This is a genomic window from Streptomyces adelaidensis (assembly GCF_016598475.1).
Lineage (GTDB): Bacteria > Actinomycetota > Actinomycetes > Streptomycetales > Streptomycetaceae > Streptomyces > Streptomyces adelaidensis.
On record NZ_JAEMUX010000087.1, the window covers coordinates 11,092 to 32,601 of the forward strand.

General features: G+C 68.5%; 11 protein-coding genes. 2 read left to right on the plus strand and 9 right to left on the minus strand.

Annotated features, from left to right (window positions below; all coding sequences use genetic code 11):
- Positions 1–133 precede the first annotated feature (133 nt).
- Together I8N67_RS33810 and I8N67_RS44025 are read right to left on the minus strand one after the other, a co-directional pair.
- Positions 134–2,245, minus strand: a complete 2,112-nt coding sequence (locus I8N67_RS33810) for a hypothetical protein (RefSeq protein ID WP_200308089.1) — start codon at positions 2,243–2,245, stop codon at positions 134–136.
- A complete protein-coding gene (locus tag I8N67_RS44025; protein WP_200308090.1) occupies positions 2,242–3,987 on the minus strand; it encodes a DEAD/DEAH box helicase in 1,746 nt (581 codons plus the stop codon). The genes I8N67_RS33810 and I8N67_RS44025 overlap by 4 nt, the downstream gene beginning before the upstream one ends.
- Positions 3,988–4,159: 172 nt before the next feature.
- Between I8N67_RS44025 and I8N67_RS33820 the strand changes: the two genes are divergently transcribed.
- Positions 4,160–5,329: a hypothetical protein gene (locus tag I8N67_RS33820; RefSeq protein ID WP_200308091.1), complete on the plus strand. Its 1,170-nt coding sequence runs from the start codon at positions 4,160–4,162 to the stop codon at positions 5,327–5,329.
- 7 nt (positions 5,330–5,336) lie between these two features.
- Here I8N67_RS33820 and I8N67_RS33825 read toward each other — a convergent pair whose 3' ends face one another.
- From I8N67_RS33825 to I8N67_RS33840, 4 genes are all read right to left on the minus strand, one after another.
- Complete coding sequence (locus I8N67_RS33825) at positions 5,337–6,599, minus strand: hypothetical protein (RefSeq protein ID WP_200308092.1); 1,263 nt, start codon at positions 6,597–6,599, stop codon at positions 5,337–5,339.
- Between the two features lie 1,337 nt (positions 6,600–7,936).
- On the minus strand, positions 7,937–8,524 hold the full coding sequence (locus I8N67_RS33830; RefSeq protein WP_200308093.1) for a DUF6000 family protein: 588 nt from the start codon (positions 8,522–8,524) through the stop codon (positions 7,937–7,939).
- Between the two features lie 37 nt (positions 8,525–8,561).
- Positions 8,562–15,446, minus strand: a complete 6,885-nt coding sequence (locus tag I8N67_RS44370; protein ID WP_200308094.1) for a polymorphic toxin-type HINT domain-containing protein — start codon at positions 15,444–15,446, stop codon at positions 8,562–8,564.
- Between the two features lie 107 nt (positions 15,447–15,553).
- Positions 15,554–18,433, minus strand: coding sequence for a LamG-like jellyroll fold domain-containing protein (locus tag I8N67_RS33840; protein ID WP_200308095.1), 2,880 nt, complete (start codon positions 18,431–18,433; stop codon positions 15,554–15,556).
- A 401-nt stretch (positions 18,434–18,834) separates the two neighbouring features.
- Here I8N67_RS33840 and I8N67_RS43300 point away from each other — a divergent pair, with 401 nt between their 5' ends.
- Positions 18,835–19,023: a hypothetical protein gene (locus I8N67_RS43300; RefSeq protein WP_307835452.1), complete on the plus strand. Its 189-nt coding sequence runs from the start codon at positions 18,835–18,837 to the stop codon at positions 19,021–19,023.
- A gap of 693 nt (positions 19,024–19,716) precedes the next feature.
- On the opposite strand, the gene I8N67_RS33850 is transcribed toward I8N67_RS43300, so the two are convergent.
- From I8N67_RS33850 to I8N67_RS33860, 3 genes are all read right to left on the minus strand, one after another.
- Positions 19,717–20,061 (minus strand): hypothetical protein, encoded by a 345-nt coding sequence (locus I8N67_RS33850; RefSeq protein ID WP_200308096.1) that lies wholly within the window; start codon positions 20,059–20,061, stop codon positions 19,717–19,719.
- A gap of 525 nt (positions 20,062–20,586) precedes the next feature.
- Positions 20,587–21,030, minus strand: coding sequence for a hypothetical protein (locus tag I8N67_RS33855; RefSeq protein WP_200308097.1), 444 nt, complete (start codon positions 21,028–21,030; stop codon positions 20,587–20,589).
- Positions 21,027–21,510 (minus strand): hypothetical protein (locus tag I8N67_RS33860; protein ID WP_200308098.1); only part of this gene is annotated, 484 nt, incomplete at its 5' end. The genes I8N67_RS33860 and I8N67_RS33855, both read right to left, overlap by 4 nt.

The following is a 21,510-nucleotide window of genomic DNA, read 5'->3' on the forward strand; positions in this document are numbered from 1 at the left end:
GGTGGCCGGCAGGCGCATAAGAGATGGCCGATCAAGGCCGTGACCTGATGGATGATGTATCGGCACCCGCAGTCTTCGTCAGTGCGTTCCGGGTTGGGACGGCCCGACCGCTCGGGCGGGGCGCGGTGCGCGGTTACCACGGCTGGTCCTGGGTCAGTTTCAACAGGCGCTGCAGGTGCGTGCCAGCCTTGCGCAGGTCGGCTTCGGGGACCTGCCACAGCCGTGCCGCGTCGCCGTAACCGCCCCCGCCGACGCCACTCCAGTAGCAGGCAGACCGCTCGGCGGCGGCAGCGAGAATCGCTGCCGGGTAACGCTCCCGCAATACCCGCGAGTCGGTCAGCCGCCACCAGGAGGCCAGGGCCCGCGCGGCCAGGTGCACCCCGTGCCGGGCAGGGGTGCGCTGCCACAGCAGGCGGGCGACCGGGTCCAGCTCGGCACCGGTGCGCGGGAGGCGGGTGCCCGGCTCGGTACCACCTGTGCGGTAGCGCGCCATCATGGTGCTGGCGTTCATCGCGTAGGGGCTCTGATGGGGCAGGACCTCGGCGATCAGCCGGTCGGGCCCAAGAGACCAGCGCAGCAGGTAGTCATGGTGTCCCCGGTCGGTGCGGACCTCGCCTCCGGCACCGTCCCAGCCGCGTCGTCCCTCGGCGGGGAAGACCACGGCGCTGCAGGACTCCACCCGCTCCTGGGGGGCGACGCCGATCCCGTAGAGCGGCCCGGCCGCGCCGTACAGCCGCAGCAGGGCGGCGGCGGGCGAGTCCGGGGCGCACAGCCGCTCCAGCTTGCGGCGGTCACCGCCTGCGGCGTGCTCCCAGAAGGTGAAGGCGCGCTTGTGGAGGGTCTGGGGATCGACAGATCGGCGCTGCGGCGGGGACGGGGCATGGCCGGGTGTGGCGGGGCGGGAGCCGGGGCGGGAGGATGCGGCGCGTGTGCCGGACGCCTCGGCGATGCGCCCGGCCTTCGCTCGACCCCCGCTCCGCGGCGCGGCTCCGCCTGCGGCCTCGGCGTTCCGTGCGGCCGACGGCCCCACAGCGGCGGTGGCGCCCGCACGCATTGGTGCCACCGCGCCTTCCGCGGATGCGGCAGCGTGCGCGGCGGCGCCGTCGCGGGGCGGCGGTACGGACTCCGGGGACGGAGGCGGGGTGGGGCGCTTGGGGGCCAGGCATCGGGCGCAGCCCAGGTGGGTCTTGGCCGCGACCAGCTGGGCACCGCTGTGGGCGCAGGCCGGGCAGCGCAGTGGGGCGAACTCTCCGGCGGGCAGCAGCCAGTCCAGGTCCAGCGGGTAGCGCCGCTCGCCCCTGCGGACGTCCAGCGCGAGGCGCAGTACCGGGACTCTCAGCAGGTGCAACCGGTAGGGAGTGAGCGTGTGGCGGGCACGGTATTTTTCGGCGATCTCGGCCAGGCGGCGGGCGCGCTCCTCGCGGGTGCTCTCGATACGGGCGCGCAGCAACGCCGCACGGTCCTCGGGCGCGGTGGCGGCACGGCGCTCCAAGGAGTCCACGGCGGCGGCGTAGTACTCCTCGGCGCGGGCGCGCTCCTTGGCGTACGCGTCGCCGATCTGCCCGGCCAGCCCATCACGGCGCAGCACGGCGGCGGCCTCCAGCATCCGGTGGGCCTCGGCGAGGGCCGCGGACAGGTCCGGCCGGCTGGTGGAGGCGTAGTCCACGGCGACGGCGAGCCCGGCCGGCAGCGCGGCCTGGGCACGGGGGTCGTGCCCGGTGCGGGCGAGGCGCTCGCTGACCCCCGCCGGCACCCGCAGGCGGCTGGGTACGTCGACGAACACCTCGGCCTGCTCCTGGAAGTGGTCCTCCGCGGAGAGCTCGTAGCCCACCAGGGCGCCTACGCGCAGCACCGGCCGCAGGGCCCGCTCGGGCGTGGCGTCGGCGCGCGGATCCAGGCGGCCGTGGTCGACCGGGAGATGCTCTCGGGCCTTGGACAGCAAGGTGGCGGCATCGGGCGGCACGGAGCGCGGCGCGGCCAGGGTGAGGGTGCCGGTGTCGCCCGCGGCCAGAACGCTCTCGGCGGCCTTGGCGACCACCGGGTGTCCGGTCACCAGCAGCAGGACGCCGTCTTCGCGGGCGACATCGGGGTCGGCGGTGACCGCGGTCTCCTCGGACAGCTCCAGCTCGCTCGCCAGGGCCGTGGGCAGGAGTGCCAGGGCGGTGTCCCCGGCGTCCTCGCACAGCCCGCCGCGGTGCTCGACCCAGTCCAGCCAGAAGGCCAGCCCGGCCTCCTTGCGGATCACCGGCCCGCCTCCCGCTCGTCATCGCCGCCGACCAATGCGTCGACCGCGCCGCGGCTGTCCAGGTAGTCCGTGCGGGCACTCACCAGCCGCTCGCCCAGCCGCTCCAGGCGTTCCTCGAACTCCGCGTCGTCCCCCGCGGTGGCGAAGGCGTCGAAGACGGAGGCCTCGAAGTCGAAGTCCTCGTCCACCCGCCCCAGGATCATGTCGAGCTCGCCGACGACCAGCTCAAACAGATTGATCTTGGATTCGAGGACGTGCAGGATCCGCTGCTCGATGGTGCCCCGGGCGACCAGATTGGTCAGCACCACGTCGTGCTCCTGCCCCACCCGGTGCAGTCGGCCCAGACGCTGCTCGATCTGCATGGGGTTCCACGGCAGGTCCACGTTGGCCATCACATGGCAGAACTGCAGATTGCGGCCCTCTCCGGCGGACTCGGTGGACAGCAGCACCGGCGCAGAATCGCGGAAGGCCGCCACCGCCGCTTCCTTGTCCCGGCGCGAGAGGCTGCCGTGGTAGACCGCCGCCTGGATGCCCTCGCGCTCCAGCCGCGCGGCGAGCGCGTTCAGGGTCTGCCGGAAGGCGGTGAACACCAACACCTTCTCCCCCTGTCCGTTGTGCCGGCGCAGCCGCTCCAGCAGCAGCTCCGCCTTGGTGGATCCCTCGATCTCCCGGGCCAGCGCCGCCAGGTCCGGCCAGCCCGCCTTGGCCAGGGTCGGCGCGGCAGCCTGCGGGCTCGACCCCGCCAGCCGGGTCAGACCCCGCAGGGTCAGCAGCCGGGCCGAGGACGCGCCCTTGGCCTCCGCCCTGATCCTGGCCGCGATCCCCGCATACAGCTCCGCCTCCTCCTGCGAGGGCGTCACCAGCACCGTCTCGGCCAGCCGCTGCGGCAGCAGCACCTCGACCTCGCTGCGCCGGTGCCGGACCATCACCTCACGGGTACGGGCCCGCAGCTGGTCCAGGTTGCGTGGCGCCGAAGGATCCGTCCCGGCTCCGACGTGCCGCTGGCGGAACTGCGCAGGGGTACCCAGCAATCCGGGCGCGACCAGGCTCACGAGCTCGTACAGGTCCTGCAACCGGTTCTCCACCGGAGTCGCGGTGAGCAGCAGCAGATAGCGGGCACGCAAGGCCCGGGCGAGCTTCCCCGAGGCGCTGCGCGGATTGCGCAACCGGTGCGCCTCGTCAGCCACCACCACATCCCAGTGCCCCTCGGTCAGCCGGGACTTGAGCGGCTCCCGGCGCGCGGCGGCGATCGAGGCGAGCACCACCGGCCGCTCCGCGTCCGCCTCCTCCCAGCCCTGGCCCCGGGCGATCACCGTCGGCAGGCCGAACTTGCGCTCCAGTTCCTCGCGCCACTGCTCCACCAGCCCGGCCGGGGTGAGCACCAGCGTCCGATCCGCCAACCCGCGCATCCGCAGCTCGGACAGAACCAGACCCGCCTCGATGGTCTTACCCAGCCCCACCTCGTCCGCGAGGATCGCCCGGCCGCGCATCCGCCGCAGCACCGTCTGAGCGGTCTGCATCTGGTACCCGAACGGCGCGAAGGACAGCTGCGGCAGCGACAGGAAGGAGTCGAAACCAGGCCTGCGCCACACCTCCACCGCCGCATCCACCAGCACCGAGGTGACCGGATCCACCGGAGCCGCACCCAGCCGGCCCAACAGCACCGCGAACGCGTCAGGCAGCCCTTCGGGCCGCGGAGCCGAGCCGTCATCTGTGGGAGGGCGAATGGTGACGGTACTCAAGCGACCTCGCTCGGGGAGCAGTGGAACGGATGGGAACGGGCACGCTCCGTCACCCGCGGACCAGCCTACCGACGGCATCGCCGGGACCGTAACCGTGGATGGGCCCCGAACAAGGGATCACATCCAGGTCCCGCGAGATGAGCCGCAGCGCCTGTCGGTAGTCTGCACGGCCGTGAGCGAGTACCAGTACTACGAGTTCCAGGCCGTCGACCGGCCGTTGACCAAGGACGAGCTCGAAGGGGTGCGGGCGCTGTCGAGCCGGGCCCGGATCAGCGCGACGCACTTCGTCAACGAGTACCACTACGGCAACTTCCGCGGCGATGAGCGCAAACTGATGGAGCAGATGTACGACGCCCATCTGTACTTCGCCAACTGGGGCTCGCGGCGTCTGCTGCTGCGCCTGCCCACCACGCTGCTGCCCGCCCGCAGCGCCGAACCGTACTGCGCGGAAGACACCTTGACCTGCTGGACCAGGAAAGGGCACCTGCTGCTCGACTTCTCCTACGAGGCCGAGGACGGCGGCGAGTGGGACTTCGAGACCTCCTTCACCCTCGCCTCCTTCACCCCCCTGCGTACCGAACTCGCCGCAGGCGACCTGCGCCCCCTCTATCTGGCCTGGCTCTCCGCGCTCACCCGCTGGGAGCTGCAGGAGGACGTCGACGAGGACGAGTACACCTCCACCGTCGAGCCGCCTGTACCCGCCGGCCTTGCCCGACTCACCGGCCCGCAGCAGGCCTTGGCGGACTTCCTTCACGTCGACCCGCATCTGCTCACCGCGGCTGCCCGCGCCAGCGGTGCCGCCCCTTCCCAGGCGATCGACAAGGACGCGCTCGCCGCCTGGATCCGCGCCCTGCCACCACGCGAGAAGGACACCCTGCTGCTGGACGCAGCCCTGGACACCGCCCCGCAACCGGGCCCCACTCTGCTGGCCCGCCACCGCGCCGCGTCCCGTGGTACAGCCGAACCGTCCACCGCTGCCCGGCGCCGCTCAGCCGCGGAGCTCCTCGACGCCGCCCACGAGGTGCGCAGCGAGCACACCCGGCAGCAAGAGCAGGCCCGAGCCCAGGCCCGCCGAGCCGAACAGCGGGCTCACGAGAGCCACCTGGACCGCCTGGCCGAGAACACCCAGCAAGCCTGGCAGGACATCGCCCACCTGATCGAGCAGAAGCAGCCCGGCCCCTATGACGCCGCCGTCACCCTCCTGAAGGACCTCCGCGAGGTCCACGACCGGGCGGGCACCCCCGAGGAGTTCGCCCGGCGCCTGCACGACCTGCGCGAACAGCACCGCGGCAAGCCCTCGCTGATGCGGCGCTTCACCGACGCCGGCCTGACAGCCCGCTGAGGCGCGCTCAGATGTGGTCGCGTGGCCCCTCGGCCAGGAGGCGGAGCGCGGCGAGGGCGGCCGAGCGGCCAGTGGCGGACAGGGAGATCAGGGCGTCGACGGACCGTTCCGGTTCGAGGTAGCCGAGTTCGCGACCGGTGTGCCAGAACCTCCACAGCAGCCGCTCGGTGTCCTTCGCCTCCATCGCGGTGCCGTCGCCGTGGGTGAAGCCCGCCGCAAGCACCGGATGTACGGCATCGCGCAGGTCCTCGCGGGGCCGGGGCTCCGCCCACAGCGCGCCCAGGGCGGACTCGGCCACCTGCCGCTCAGCCGCGGTGGTGCCGAGCCAGGCCAGCGCGGCCGTGTGCTGGCGCAGCCGGTGGTCCGTCAGCTGGGCGCGGCCGACAGGCGAGAGCTTGAGCGTACGGTGGCGCTTGGTCACCAGCCGGTGGGTGCGAGCGAGTTCATGCAGGTCGGCCAGCTGGAACAGGTCCGCCTCCGAGCGCGGCCCCTTGCCGATCGGGTACCAGTGCGGGTAGCGGGCGAACGCGGCAGCCACCAGTTCCCGCGGCAGGTAGCCGGCCTGTGTCAGGGTGACGCCGTCACCGATCTGCTCCAGCAGCCACCGCAGCGGCTCAGCCGTGTCCACCGGTGCCGCGGCCGACCACTCCAGGGCAGGCAGGACGGCAGCGAGCAAAGCTCGGCGCTCAGTCGGGGGAGCCGCGGCCCACAACTCTCGCCGTTCGCGGCGGATGGCCTCCAGTGGGGCGCGGCCCTCGAACACGGGCTGCGCAGTGGCGAGCCAGTGCTGGACGAACCGTCGGCGCGCGGCCGGAAACGTACGCGCGTCCGGGTCGAGCTCGCCCTCGTCCAGCGCCTTCTCCAGTCGATCTTCGAGGTTGGCCCGGGCCAGCGCTTCCTGGATGCCCTTGACCTGCCCCCAGCTCAGGTCGGGTACGTCCGGCGGGGTCGTGAGCGAGGCGGCCGCGGCCTTGCGGTAAGCCGCGAAGCCCGCCTCCTCGGAGCGCTGCCAGTCCTCCAGCACCTGGGCGGTGGTCGCGCTCGTGCACACCGCAGCGGCCCGCACTCGGCCGACTCCGGTCAGCAGGTCGGCCAGGACGGCGACAGCCCGCCGCTGCTCACACGCGTTCGCGTCCCACTTGCGGGGCAGCTCGTACCAGCAGAAGCGTTCGACCTCGGCAGCCGAGAGTGTGACGATCGGGTCACCGTCGGGCGCCAGCCAACCCAGCAGGCGCTGTGCCATCGCCTCGTCCGCCACCAACGCCGTCACCTCCGCCGCACTCCGGCCTACCTGCCGATCCTCCCACGGACGGGGGTCCCCTCCGTGGGCGACGCTGCGGCGGGAACCTCACCAGTGACGTCGCCCCTCGGCAGCCAGGGTTTCCCCCAGCCTGTCGGAACAGCACAAGCCCTATGCCGCCGACCACCCTTCCCAAGGCACCGGAAACCCTCGCCTCCCCCAGAAGCGGCGAGGCGATTCTCACGAGCCGTCATGCACGCTTGTCCACCGACTGTCCACCGGGGCGTTTGCCTGCATGGCCAACCGAAGGGCTCAATGCACCAAAACCGCTGTTCAGAGCCTTGTCACGGGCTCGCTGGCAACAGGGAGCGAACCCGCGACCGACGCATTGCGATGCACAGACCGCAAGTGTCCGATCTACCCGAATTCCAAGGTCAACGCAAATAAGAAACCCCAGGTCAAAGGCCTGACCTGGGGTCCACCAATGGAGCCGCCTTCGGGATTCGAACCCGAGACCTACGCATTACGAGACCATGAGCGTTCGTGCTGCGTGGTGTGCCGTCGTGCTGTTCGGTGACGTTCTGCCTAATCAGAGCACGTGCGACAGGCTGACCTGTGCCACCCCGTGATGCACCGTCCAAAGGCGTCTGTCCACCGGCTGTCCACCGGTGGGGATCTCACCGGCCCTCCAGTGAGACTACCGCTGGGCTGCCGGCGATGCTGTCGAGCGGCTGGAGAGACGGGCGAAGGTCACTGTGGGACCTCTACAGCCGTCCGCCAGTGGGTTCTCCACGGATGCTTCCCCGGTAGCACCTCACCCTAGCCACTACCTGGCCGGTCCTGGCGCGGATGTGTTCCGCCGGGGTTGCCGTCGAGGTACGGCTCGATTCAGCCCAGGCCGCCGATGTCGAGTCGGTGGCGCGCACGGGTGATGGCGACGTAGGCGAGCCGAGCTTCAGCGGCGTCGATGTCTCCGGGCAGGGCGTCACCGTTCTCGTCCGGCTCTTCTTGGGTGACCGGTTCGGTGCAGCCTCGCCGATGCGGTCAGCGGCCCGTTCTCGGCCCCTGCCCTTGTGTGCGATGGAGCCGCCGCCACGCGGCGGCGGATGCCGGTGAGCCCGGACCTGCCGTCCTCGTCTGCGCTGCCCCGGCCGTCGTCGTCAACGAGCGGGAGGTGGCGGCCTCCAGGCTGCGGACCGTGACTGCCGCCTGTGCGGCGCCACTGCGCTTGGCAATGCCCGATTCCCGAGCATCAAATTTCTGCCGATGACGCTCATCTCCCACGCTGTGCCGTAATCCTGCTTCGTCGCCATCGCGCCCCTTGAAGGAAGTCTTCAGAGGTGGATGGAGGTACAGCTTGCCAGTGATCAGTTCAGGCTCTCAGCAAGCTCGATCCAGGCTGCCACTTCCCTCTCCCAATAAGAAGGATCATCAGTCTCAAGGAAGCCTGCCACCGACCATCGATCCCACAACCCTTCGGACGCAAGCAGATCTTGCGAAACCCGGATGCCCAAACGTCTCTCGATATACAGCAGCGCACCCAGGCACCACGGCTGATTTCCCCGATTTTGCAGCTCGCTCAGACTGCGCTGCAGATACCGCTTCAACGCATACGCATCAGATGGTTGACAGAACCGAGCCAGCGCGAAGGCGACACCTTTTCCCGTGCGCCTGGCGTCTCCCTCCTTGATAAGCCCGTGCAACTCCTCTCGAAATTCAGATCTCAGCGCAAACCCGATGAGCCAACACGCCGTAAGAGCCTCTCGCCAATCGCCGCCCAGGAGCTGCTCCAGTTCGCTCGCCGACGCCTGTCGGCCATCGCCCATCATGGCCGCACCAAACTCAAGGGCCTGCTCACGACCAGCCCTTATGAAGCTCCCGGAGAGGAGTTTCTTATATCTGTTCCCAGGCAAGCAATAGCGCGCAAACAGATCACCCGCACTGGTTCCAGACACTTGAAACTCCTCTCCGGGACCGACTACTTCGATTCCGTCATCTAAATGGCCCCCATGCACAGCTCACCTGGCAGCCTGTGACGCGCCCCTCAATGAGGACTTCCAACTCTTCGAGTCCCCGATCTCCGGCAACCCTCATGCGGCTCGGGTCGATTGCACTGCGCGGAATTCTGAGAACCAGAGCCCCCGTACTACCGAACTCCTCTGAAAATTCTCGCGCTGTCTCCAGATCAGGTGACCATGACGTGAAAACGCTCTCCGTGTCATCACCTGAGTGCGCAACAGGATCGCTGTGGCCGCCGCGGGGTTCCGCGATGCCTGCTCTTGCTTCCGCGAGCTTGTAGTGATTGTTGGTGACTCCTCGGTAGAGGTATTCGCCACTGGAGTCGCCAAGCTCTGCAGATCGCGCAAACACATCGTCGACCGTCGGGTCGCAGTTGTGGACGAGTACTGGCGTCGCCCCCGCCAGCGCATAGTACGTGTGGGCGTCGTCGACCGTCAGGTTGTGTACGGTGGCCGACCCGCTGGTCCGGCGTTCCACCGCTGTGATCTGGACCAGCGTGCCCGCACTCGTGCGCAGCCACTGCCCGCTCTTCAGGTCGGTTGCGTCGATCCACTCGCCGAGTTCGGGGACCCAGAAGGGGTGGCCGTCGGTCGCGGTGATCGTGTCCGTGGCCGTGCCCTCGTCGCCGTCCGTGTCGACGGTGAGCTCCACAAGGTGCTTGAGGCCCTCGCCCTTGATCTCGGCGGTGACCGTCTCCGCCGTCGTCTCACCGGTCTCGGGGTCCGTGGCGAGGACCTTGTCACCGGTCTCGACATCCTCGATCGGCTTGGTGGAACCGTCGGCCATCAGGACGAGTGTGCCGGGGATGAAGCTGTTGCTCGTCTTGCAGGAGCCGCCTGCGGCGGGTGCGTCGGAGTCCTTGCCCCCACCACCGGTGTCGGACTTCTTCTCCGCCCCGTCGCCCTTCTTGCCGCCGGAGTCGCCCTTCTTGGCCTGGGGCGCCTCCTTGGCCTTGGCCGGCGGGGCCGGAGCGGGCTTCTCCTTCGGCTTCGGGGTGACCGGCGGCGTGACCTTGTCGGCGGCGTCGACCGCGTCCTTGGTCTTCTCGGTCGCCTTGGTGGCGTCCGTCGCCGTGTCTGCGGCGTCCACCGCCTTGTTGACGTAGCGCGCGCCCTTCGCTGCCGACGCCGCGTAGCCCGCGATCGGAATCGCGGAGGCATAGGCCAGTCCCGCGTCGATGTAGTTGCCCTCGGCCGTGTACCAAAGGCCGTTCAGCAGGTCGGCGGGCTCACCGAAGCCGGGGACCAGGCCCACGACGTCCAGGGCGCCGTGACCGATCGGGCTGATCCAGGACTCTCCCCAGTACAGGCCCGTCGGGTCCGGGAAGGCCAGCGGGTTGTTACGGCCGTACGCGTAGGCGTTCAGGTGCTGCGGGTCCCCGACGTTCAGAACGGGGTCCACGGAGACGAACCGTCCCGTCGCCGGATCGTACGCGCGGGCGCCGAGTTGGATCAGGCCCGTCGTCGCGTCCGCGGTGCCGCCCACGAAGGACTTGTCGCCCGGCCACGCCCCCGCCGCCGACTTGGCACCCCGCACCTCACCGAAGGGGAGCGTACGGCGCTGTGTGATTGCCGAGTCCGCCGCCTTGATCGCGATCTCGGCCGTGCCGTTCTGGCCGCCGACCAGCCACGTCACCCCGGCAGACGTCCGTACGGCGATCTTCTGGCCCGCGTGGGAGTAGTAGCGGGTCCCGGCCAGCGTGTTCTTCGCAGTGTCGAGGCGGATCTCCTGGCTTCCCAGGTAAAGGGTGACCGCGCCTTTCTCCTTGCGGAGCAGGCGGCCGCCCGAGACGTCGTACACGTACGAGGTCTTGTTCGCCTCGTCCAGGTTGTCGCCGGACAGGTACGGGGTCACCGCGCTAAGGCGGCCCTGCTCGTCCCAGTCCAGCTTCTGGTCGACCGCCGGGGAGAGGTCCGTCGCCGCCTTGGTGCGACGGACGGTGTTACCCGCTTCGTCGTACTGGAAGGTCTGAGCTGCCGTCACCTCCTTACCCGCGGTGGTGGTACGCACCTCCGCCGACTTCAGCGCGTGGACATGCGTGCCGCCCTTGATGTTCTGGGCCTTCGGCACATACGTCGTCGACTGAGTGATCGCCGCGTCGCCGGTCGTGCCGGTGGCGTGGCGGACCTCGCCCGTGCGGTTACCCGCCGCGTCGTAAGCGTAGGAGTGCCGGTACGGCGCCGGACCGCCCATGGTTGCCTCACCGGCGCTGGGTGCGCAGGCGGTGGCCGTCTGCGTCCACGCCTCGGTCAGGCGGCGCAGGTAGTCGTACGTGAAGCACTGGACGTCCGCCGTCTTGCCCTCGGGCGCGTCCGCGATACCCAGGATGTTCCCGGCGGCGTCGTAGCCATAGGTGATGTCGGAGTCCGGGGTCTTGACGATCTCCCGGTCGATGCGGGCGCGCTCCAGGCGCCGGGTGCCCTCCTCATAAGTGTTGGTGAGCCAGGTGTACTTGTCCGCGCTGGCGGTGCCCAGGGTCAGCTGGAGCATCTCGCCGTAGTTGGAGTAGCGGGTCTCCCGGGCGTAGTCCGTCGAGTCGCCCAGGGTGAAGGACGGCAGACCGGTCGCCGTGTAGCCCTTGGTGATCGTCTCCGCCGGGAGCCCGCCGACCGCCGGCAGGCCGACGTCGTCGATCGAGCCGTCCGGCTTGTACGAAGCCGTCGTGCTATAGGTGCCAGCGAGTTTTCCTTCAGAGGCCGGGATCGTCACTGAGGTCTTCGTCGGGCGGCCCGCCACGTCGTAGGCGTCGACCGACGAGGCGTAGCCGTCGTCTCCCACCCACTTCGTGGCCGAGGTCAGGCGCCCCTTGCCGTTCGGCACGGCCGCGCTGTCGTACTCCCAGGTCGTCAGCTTCTTGTCGCCGTTGTACAGCGAGCGCTGTCGGCCCAGCTTGTCGTAGTTGAAGGTGAGGGTGATCTCGCGCTCGTTGCGGACCGTCTTCACCTGGTCGAGGTCGTTGTACGTCATCCAGGACGTACCGGCGTCGGGGTCGACGGACTTGGTCTGACGGCCGCGTACGTCGTACTCGGACGACCAGACGTTGCCCGATGTGTCCTTGACCTCGGTGAGGCGGCCCGCCGCGTCGTAGTCGTACGACGTCGTGTCCGCCGCGCCCGTGGGCGACGAGGCCTTGAACTCCAGGACCTTGGTCGTCTGCCCCTGTGCGTTGACGTACGTCGCCGTAGGCGTGGAGCCCGCCGGTGGGTCGAGCGTCGTGTGGTCACCGTGGTACGCCGTCTTGGTGCGCCACTTCTCGGTGCCGGCCACGCGGAAGATCGAGTCGGTCGCCCGGCCCGCCGCGTCGTAGACCGTCTCCGACTCCCGAGGTGTCCCCTCGGAGGCGTCGACGACGTTCACGAACGTCGTGCCGACGGCTGCCTTGTTGTAGAAGGGGCCGATCTCCTTCACCGCCAGGCCGCGGCTGTCGTACTCGGTGGTCGTGATGACACGGCCCGAGTTCGCCGCCGGGGTCTGCGTCTGACGGGGCCGCAGCAGACCGTCGCTGAGCTGGTGGCTGGTGGCCACCGAGCCGTTCGGCAGCAGCGACTTCGTCGTGGTGACGACCGGTGCGTTGTTGCGGATCAGGTAGGCGTATTCGAGGCTCGGGGTGTCCGAGGCCTTGGCGCGGCCCGGGAGCCAGACCTTCAGCAGGCGGCCGAGGGCGTCGTACTCCAGGTCGGTGCGCTGTTTGTTGGGGTCGACCGTGGCGGTGACCAGGCCCCAGCGGCGGTCGACCGTGGAGGTCGTGGTGTTGCCGAGCGGATCCTCGACCTTCATGCCCGTGACCGGGCCGCCCGTGCCCGGGGTGTATGCCGTCTTCGTCGCGTTGTTCGCCTGGTCGGCGGACTCCACGACACGGCCGTGCGTGTCGTACTTGGCCGTGGAGGTGGTCACGTACTGCGGGGTGCCGTCGGCTGTGTAGCCCTTGACCTTCTCGCTGCGCACGACGTCGCCCTTGGTGGGCGTGGTGCCGTAGGTGTCGCGGTCGTCGTACCAGGTGCGGACGTCGGAGACCGCCTCACCCTTGAAGGACGTGGGCGCGCCGTCGTCGCAGTTGACCGGCACGACCGTAACCCGCTTCAGCAGGGTGAGCAGGTTGGCGTCGGTGTTGCGGTTGTATTCGTTCGTGGTGCAGGTGTCGTCGTCCTTGACCGCCAGGTCGCCGGAGTCGGAGGAGCGGATGAGCATGCCGTACGAGTCGTAGAAGTGCTCGATGGCAGCGCGGCGGACCTTGCCGTCGTCGAGGGCGGTGCGGGTCTTCGTCGACTTGACGGCCGCGAAGGAGGCTTCGTCCTTGCCCTCGGTCGCCGTGGGCTCGGACGTCCACGGGGTGCTGACCGAACCGGTAATCTCCGCGCTGCCGTTGAAGCTGCGCTGTTCCAGCAGGAATCCCTGGTGGCGGGCGTCGTCACGGATCTTCGTGCCGTCGGAGGCGGTGACCGTGACGGACTTGGTGCCGCCGGACTCCTTCTCCCGGTCGCCGTCTATACCCTGGAGGTAGGTGGTCTCGGTGCGCAGTTGCTTGCTGCCCGCCTCTCCCGTCTTCATGGTGACGGTGCGGTAGCCGCGCCACTGGTTCCAGGTCTTCTTCTTGGTCTTGACGAGCTCGCTGTCGTCGAAGGCCCAGGCGGCACCGGAGTAGTCGTAGGAGGTGACCTTGTTCGGGCCGGTGACGGTGACCTCGTCCTCGATCACCGTGTCGACGACGAACTTGTGGAACCAGTCCTCCTTCTCCCCGATCGTTCGCTCCTTCGACCAGAAGGACGGCATGCAGCGCTTGGTGTTGGTCTCGGGGGTGGGGAGGTTCGACGGGGTGCACTCGGTCGGCTTGTAGTTGACCGAGATCGTGCCGCCGGTCTCCGACTGGATGGCCCGGATGCGCCACTTGTACATGGGCAGGCGGTCGTCTGAGTCGGAGTGGACGCGGTTGGCGTCCTGGCGTTCGTAGAAGGTGACCTTGGGGAGCTTGTGGGCGCCGTCCTTGCCGGAGTGGGTGACCGACTCCAGCCACAAGGCCGGGGCGTGCGTGGTGTCGGCACTCTGGTACTTGTGCGCCAGGTCCCACTCGTCGACGTCCCCGTACGTCTTGCCGTCGGACCCCAGGACCTGCGTGGTGACCTTCTCCAGTCGCTTGCGGGAGAAGAAGGTCGGGGACCACTGGTCCTTGCACTCGGTGTCGGAGGTGCAGATCTGCTCGAACGGCACGTCCGGCCAGCGCTTGGCGGTGGACTCCTTCAGATCGCCCGGCTCACAGTCGGCGGCGGCACCCGTGCAGCGCTCGGCGGTGGTGAAGACGACCTGCGAGGGCGCCTCGGTCGTGTTCTCCTTGCCCACCTGCTCCCCGTACTCGATCCGCTTCAGGTAGCCGCCGCGGTCGTAGGAGACCACCTTGTCGCCGCGCACACTGTCGTACTTGTTGGACTCGGTGCCGTAGTAGTACGTCATCGTGTTGCCGTGCACGTCGACGACGTAGTCGAGGTTCCAGCGCCACGACTGCTGGCAGCGGGACTCCTTGAAGCTGTCCGCGTGACAGGGCTCGTCCTTGTCGTCACCGAAGACCGGGACCTCCCACGACGAGCCGGTGAACTCGGTGTCGGCGGACTCGCGCTTGCCCTTGCCAAAGTGGTATCGGGTGCCGTCGGTGGTCGTGACGACCCAGTACTCGTCGTTGTTGTCGGCATTGAAGCCGTCGTACTTACGCTCGATGACGGTGCCGTCATCCTGCTTCAGCCGCCACTCGTCCTTGGCCTTCTTGACCAGCTCACCGGCCCGGCCGCCGAAGTTCATGGTGGCGTTGTCGGAGTGCCAGCACAGGTCGTACTTCTGCGACCCGGCCTCGTCGTGACCGTCCTCCGTGCAGGCGCGGTACGAGCGCTCGATGTAACCGGCGCTCAGGTCGAAACCCTCGCCGATCCAGGACGTCTGGTTGTTGCTGGAGGCCGTACGGCCGTCCGTGGACGCGGAGTTGTAGCCGAGGCCCAACTGCGGGGAGGGCCCGGCGACGGCCGGAGGCACCCGCAGCGGGTACTGCCAGGTGAAGCCGCCGGTCTGCCCGGCGACCTGCCAGGACGCGGACGGAGCCAGCGAGGTCGCGGCGTACGAGCCCGAACCGCCCGCCGGTCCGGCGGCGACCGCCAGCAGCGGAGCCTTCGCGGAGGACAGCGCCGCCACATCGGCGGTGAGCCGCTGGTCACGGACGTCGTTGTCGGTCTTCAACGGGGTGACGCTCTGGCACTTGGCCGCCTCGGGCGTGGTCAGCGCACAGGCGGGCAGTTCGACCAGACGCAGCCGCTGCGCCCAGTCGCCGCCGTAGGCCTGGGCGAAGGCCGCGTAGTCGACCTCGACGGACACCCTGCCGTTCGTGGTCCGGCTGTCGGCCCGGGTCACCTTGAGCAGAAGGCCGTCGATGCCGGCCTTCCGCGCGGCGGCGTGACTGAGGACGTCCACCTTGGCGCGGGTGGGCGTGGCGGCCGCCATCGTGGAACGGGTCATGCCCTTGGGCGGGCCGACGCGGACCGGGAGCGAGCCGGCCTTGGTACTCGACAGCGCGCCGCGCTTCTTGGCGTCGGAGCTGCCGAGATCGACGGTCGCGCTGCCCGCCTTCGGCCAGCTGGCCTTGAGGTTCAGCGGTTCGCCGTACCCCTTGGTGTGCTTGAGCGGGGTGGCCTGGCCGTCCTGGTCGACTACCGGGGTGGAGGCGACGTCCTGGGTCTTGGGGCGCCGCTTCTCCCTCGCCTCGTCGGGGTCGTCGCCGAGGGCCGGGGTGCCCTGGAGCAGGGTGACGGTCAGGGCTGAAGTGAGGGTGACACCGAGGGCTTTGGCCCAGGGGTGTGTTCTGTGTCTGCGAGATGCGCGCACGCGCGCTCCCCCTCCCGTATGGGTGTGGAAATGTGCCCCGGGTGCCCGAGGAATTCGGGCACCCGGGTGGACGGCTCTGGTCGGGAGTCGTCAGTGGTCGTCAGCGGTCATCGGTTGTTCGCGAGCCGGAAGATCTCCGTCCCCGACAGCAGGCCGGGGACCAGGCGTACGTCGTCGATGTCACCGGCGAAGGGGTCGGACCAGTCGGCGCCGTACTGGGCGCGGCCGATGTTGAGACCCTTCGTGGCGTTCCAGACGTCGGTGACGGTGGCGCTGCCCTGCTCCTCGCCGTCGACGAAGAGCGTGAACTTCCGGGCCACCGGGTCATAGGTACCGGCCAGATGGACCCACGTGTTCACGATCGCGGGGCGCTCGCTGGTCGCCATGGCGCGTACCAGGTCGGAGTCGGCCGTGTCGCTGATGTGCCGGCCGAAGATCCAGCGCTTGTAGGCGGTGGAGTAGTAGAGGTTGAAGCCGTTGCCCTGGCTTCCCGCCTGGCTGATCACCGAGATGTTCTGGTCCAGCTTCGTGGGCCGCACCCACGCCGAGACGGTGAACGCCTGCCCGGTGTGGACGGCGGACACGGCGGTGGCGTGGTCGGTGGTGCCGTTGAAGCGCAGCGCCCTGTCGGCCGGGTCGCCTGCGGAGTTGTTGCCCGCAACCCAGTCGGCGCCCTTCACGGTCAGCGTCCGGTCGTGGCCGGATGTGTCGGGGGCGGTGGTGCCGGAGGTCTGGTCGAGGCCATAGACGGCGGCGGCGCAGGTGTCGGCGAGCACGTCGGCACAGGCGCGGTCCACGGTGAAAAAGTACTTCTCCAGCGGACCCCGGTTGCCCGCCCGGTCCACGCTGCGGACGTAGAGCACGTTCGGACCGAAGGTGCTCGGCGCGACCTCGATGGTCGCCTTGCCGCCGAGGGAGGCCGGGTCGGCCTTGCGGGTGGGGGTGTCGTTGCCGAGGTCCCACTCATAGAACTCGACGTCGTTCTTGAAGACCGAGTCGGAGTTGCCGTTCGCGGAGAGGGTGAAGTGCCGCTTGGCGCCCGCCGGAAGGTCGGCCTCGTCCGCCACCGGTTCGACGCGCGGCTTGGTGTCAGGCTTCTCCACATCGACCACGAACTCGCACCAGTCGGACCACTCGGAGTACCCGGAGTCCTTGAGCTTGCCGGTGGAACCGTCGTAGGTCTGGGCGTGCCACTTGTAGCCGTGGCCGTGCTTCAGCTCCCTGACAGGGATCTCCCGCTCGAACCTGCCCTCGTTCTGCGGTCCGTCCTTGCCCTCGTAGACCTCGGGCCGGCCGTCGACCTGATCCCACACCCGGAAGGTCGCGGTGAGGTTCTGGCCGGTGCCATCGGTGTGCGAGTCGGCGTCGGTACCCGTGACGGACATGCGAGGGGTCGCGTCCCGGATCCACGGCCGCTTGGTGTTGTCGGTGGTGCAGGTCTTCTCCTCCGGGTTGCTCAGCTTCTCCCCGGTGGGCTTGTTCGGGCGGGTGTTGTACGTGACGACGAGCTTGGCGTTGTCACCCCGGAACCTCTTCCAGGAGTTGGGGTCGCCCTCGTCGGCGGCCCGCAGCGAGAAGGCGATCGGATCCTCACCGGCGGCCTTCCTGCGGACGGAGGAGGTGAGGTTCTCGTTGGACTCGTCGGCGTTGTCCGCGAAGAGGACCCAGCTGGGCGGGGCGTCCGGGCTGCAGCTGTCGCCCCGGCCGTACGCGACGGACTTGTCGACCAGCAGGTCGCCGTCCTTGGGCCTGTTGTTCCAGTTGGTGGCGGAGTCGACACCACCCTCGGCGACCATGTGCAGGTTGACGGTGCTCTTGGTGCAGGAGAAGGAGAAGGTCTCGTAGACCTCGAAGACCGCCTTGGAGACGGTGCGGTTCTTCCAGCCGTCCGTGGAGAACTGGAAATACATCCGGTTCGTGTACGGCGAGCCGCTGCACACGTAGTAGATGCCACCGATGGTGTCGGCCGAGCAGCGGCCCACGCCCTCGTCCTTCTTGAACTTGTGGAACTCCGTGCTCGGATTGGCACTGGACACATACAGCCACTCGCTCTTCGACATCCCGGCCTCAGGGTCGATGTAGACCGGGAAGTCGGTGTCGGCGGCGGTGAGCAGGGCCCGGTCGGGCTCCACGGTGACCGCGGACGCGGACACGTCGAGGACCATGTCGGCAACCTTGGCCGCAGCGTCCGGCGCCTCCTGCGGCAGGCTCTGGGCCCCGGAAGCGGGCACAGCATCCGCCGGGACCTCGTCACCGGAGTCTGCGGAGTCCCACATCTTGGGCGCCTGACCGCCGAAGACCCGCTCGCCGGAGGCGTCCACGGCCTGGAGACCACCCGTCGGTCCGGTGGACAGGTCGAGGCCCTCCGCCCGTACGGGCAGCCGTAGTTCGGCCAGTTCAGAGCTGCGGGCCGCCTCGGGCGTCTTGACCTCCAGGACGTACGAGTAGCCGGTCACCGAGGCAGTGGCCAGCAGATCCACGCCGGGGAGCACCTCGCGGTACTCGGCGGTGTCCCCGTCGAGAACCGGCTCTGGCAGCGGTGTGGGCCAGCTCAGCGTGAAGGACTTGCCCTCCTCGCCAAGTGTGACGAAGTCGGACGAGCCCGCCGCCGCGAAAGCCAGGTCCACGACGGCGGCCTTGGGACCGACCGTGCCGTCCGGGCGGCGCTCCAGGGTCGCGTCCGCCTTCTCCCAGCTGCCGTCGGGACGCTCCACCCGCTGCGGCTGGACACTGGTCTCGCTGGTCAGCGAGCCGTCCGGGTTGGCGAAGACGAGCTCGTCCTCGGTACGCTGTTGAATGATCTCCACCGGTTCGCCCGTCTCAGCGGCCAGTGCGAACGCGCCTGCCTCACCCGAGGCAGGCGGCGAACTGCCGGCCGCGGTGGCCGGACCGGTGACGGCGGGCAACGAGCCCAGGACGACGGCGCCGCCAAGCAGCACACCGAGCGTCCGGACAGCACGAAGCCCCCGAAACCAAGGGTTGGTCATACCCTTGTCCCCCTCCAGGCTCTCCCCAGAGCCCGCTATGAAATTGATGTGGCCATGCCGTACAGCAGTGGCCAAAGAAACGTATGGGACTCCCTTTACCGGATCAAGGGCATTTCGAGACTGAACCGCCCCACAGCCCGCCACCGCACGCACCGCCCGTGCCCGTGAGCAGCCCTTGGCGCGGGAGGAAGCACGCGCCGCGTAGGACCGATCCGCCCGTTTCGGCCGGATCGTGACCGGAGAGCCGACGCACCGGCAGGATGGAGGCCACGCCGGGCCTCGCGCACGCTGTGCACAACCCATCGGTGTCAGGCTGGGGCCAACGTTGCCCCCGGAGGACGCCGTCGCCCTGAGCCGGACACTCAAATCCGGAGGACGTTCCCGGACGGCTGACCTTCATCATCCGCTTCGGCGCGAAGGACGTGCGCCAGCTCCTGCCAACGGTCGTCGACGCGGTGGCCCGCCACGGACCGGCGCAGGACCAGCACAGCATGTGCGGGCGCCTCCGGCTCCTCGCCCAACTCGAACAGGAACGACCACTACGAGCCCGAGGACACTATCCCTCATACGACGGGATCGCAGACGGGTAGCTGCAGTTGTCCGGACCGGACAGTCCCGCCACTTCCGTTCGCCGCATCGAGAGCGATCGGTGTTTCACCCGTCGGTCCAGGTTCAACCGCACCCGCTGATGGAGCGTCAAACACACCTGTCCACCGGTTGTCCACCGAACCTCATCGCGTATACCTGACCCGCCCCTCCCGGATGAGCAAAAGCCCAGCTCAGAGACCTAGGCTGCCTACACGGTCACGGAAACCAAACCCCCGACCCACGCATTACGATGCACAGACCCCAGAGGGGCAATATGGGTCAATTTCAAGGCCATCCGAAACAAGAAACCCCAGGTCAAAGGCCTGACCTGGGGTTCACCATAGAGCCGCCTTCGGGATTCGAACCCGAGACCTACGCATTACGAGACCGTGAGCGTTCGTGTTGCGTAGTGCCTGGTCGTGCTGCCCAGTGACGTTCTGCCTGATCAGAGCATGTGCGGCTGCTTGACCTGTACTCCCTCGTATTACGTCGTCCAAAGGCGTCCGGCCACCGGCTGGCCACCGAGACAGGCGCCGCGGGGGCAAGGAACCGGATCACCGGGTTGTCGGCCTCCCACAGCCCCTCCTGTCGGCGTCGCCGAGACAGCATCGTCGTCGTGCGAGGGTACCGATAGCCGCAAGGAAAACATCATGCTTCAAGCGGGGCGCCGGTGTCATCATGCGCTGGTGGCGCCACTACGACGAGGACTTGCATGACCCTGTCGCCGAGACGGTCAACATCCCTGCGTTCGAAGCCGCCTGCTCTTTGACCTCGTCCGGCACGGGCGCCACACCGGCCGTGACGGACCACTCCCCCAGATTGAGGAAGGCGGCGAACGCAGGACTCATCTCCATCAGATCGCCATCAAGGTGCCAACCCCGTTCTTCCAAAAGACGGACACCTCGCAGCAGTTCCTCTTTGCCCGGGATCTTTCGGCTGAGTGCCGTGCCATTCACCACGCAGTCGCGCCCAAGAGGGTCCTTCGCGACAACAAAGCCCTCACCCACGTCTCCGAAGGCGAACTGAAGATCCCCCACCACCCGAGCCCGGGTCTCCTTCGCGGTCTCCGAGGTCGAGGAGTGCGACGCCTTCGCTCGTGTCGGCTCGGACGACGGAGCGGACGCCCCGTTCCCACTACCTCCGCAGCCAACCCCCCAACAGCCCCACCATGACCGCACCGGCAACCGCGAAGCCAGCGTTCCTGCCCATTTTGTCCCCACCTCGATCAGAGCTGCCCATTGCAGCCCGCCAGGACCTATTCCCCACGCAGGCGACGGGCGCCTCACTCGCGCCGCCGCTCCTCTTCAGGATGAGATTCAAATCCTCAATCCGACAACATGCTAAAGATCTTCAATTGCCGAGGTTGGCTCAAGCACCGCGCTCGGCAGCCCGGAGACCACCGAGACGGCCAACGGCCCCGGCGACGAACCGCCACCACGCGCCACCCTCGTCCGCTGACGTTGCCGCTGCGTCAACTACTGCCGTCACCCCACGCAGAAGCCCCGCCAGGACACACCTGGCGGGGCTTCAAGTTTGCCTCAGCGACTACTTATGCTCGCCGCCTTCTATCCCGTCTCGACTCTATAGCGCGCTCGGAGTCTTGCCGCGAGAACAGATGCCCCTTCGGTGTCGGCGTCGATCTCCACCCTCCACCAGGTGCTGTCGCTCGCAGTTAGAACCAACGGGCATCCTGCGAAATCGCCCGCAGCGAATCGTTCCGGATCAAGCAGGCGATGCTCTCCTGCTGCTACGAGCAGCAGATCGAAGCACTGGCGGACACCGGTCGCGAATTCCCGAACCTGAGCCCACGACATGACATACCCCTGCGACGAGGAAGCTATCTTCTGCCGGAATTCCGCATATTCCAGGCCGGCCACCCCCTGCACAATCCCGTCGAAGTCGAGCACAGACCATACCCAGTTGTTGTCCGGGACCAGGGAAAGCAGGCTGTCGAGACCGACTCTTCCGCCTTCAGTGTCATGCATCCGGAATTCCACAAGTTCGCTCATTGGTCACCCCAATCCAACGGTTCCGCGCCACCGCGGCTTCGGGTGCCGCCGGTCGCGTTTTCATTCCAGGGATGCTGATGCGGATTGTCATGGTTCTGCGGCCTCCCGTGATCAGTAAAGTCGACATCCCGGACGGGTTTTCCGTCTGCACCGAACTCTCGGGCCTGAGCGTACGGGGGATTGCGCCTGCTTCCCTTCACCCCAAGTTGCGTGTGCGGATACCCGGCGGCCGCCGGGTCAGGAGCCGGCTCACCAGTCCGGGGGTCCCTCGGAAGCTCCCGGTCGGGAAAGCCCCGAGGTGTATTGCAATTGTGAACGAGTACCGGCGTCTCGCCTGCCAGCACATAGTACGTATGGATCTCGGTGACCGTCAGGTCGTGCGTGCGCTGTCGGCGCTCGAAGTAGCGGACGTCCTCGACCGTGGCCGTGGTGCCGGATGCCGTGCGCAGGGTCATGCCCGCGGTGAGTTCGCCGGCCTGT

Coding starts and splice junctions, on each gene's coding strand:
- I8N67_RS33840 (WP_200308095.1), bottom strand. CDS start 18,433: ATGACCAACCCTTGGTTTCGGGGGCTTCGTGCTGTCCGGACGCTCGGT.
- I8N67_RS33855 (WP_200308097.1), bottom strand. CDS start 21,030: ATGAGCGAACTTGTGGAATTCCGGATGCATGACACTGAAGGCGGAAGA.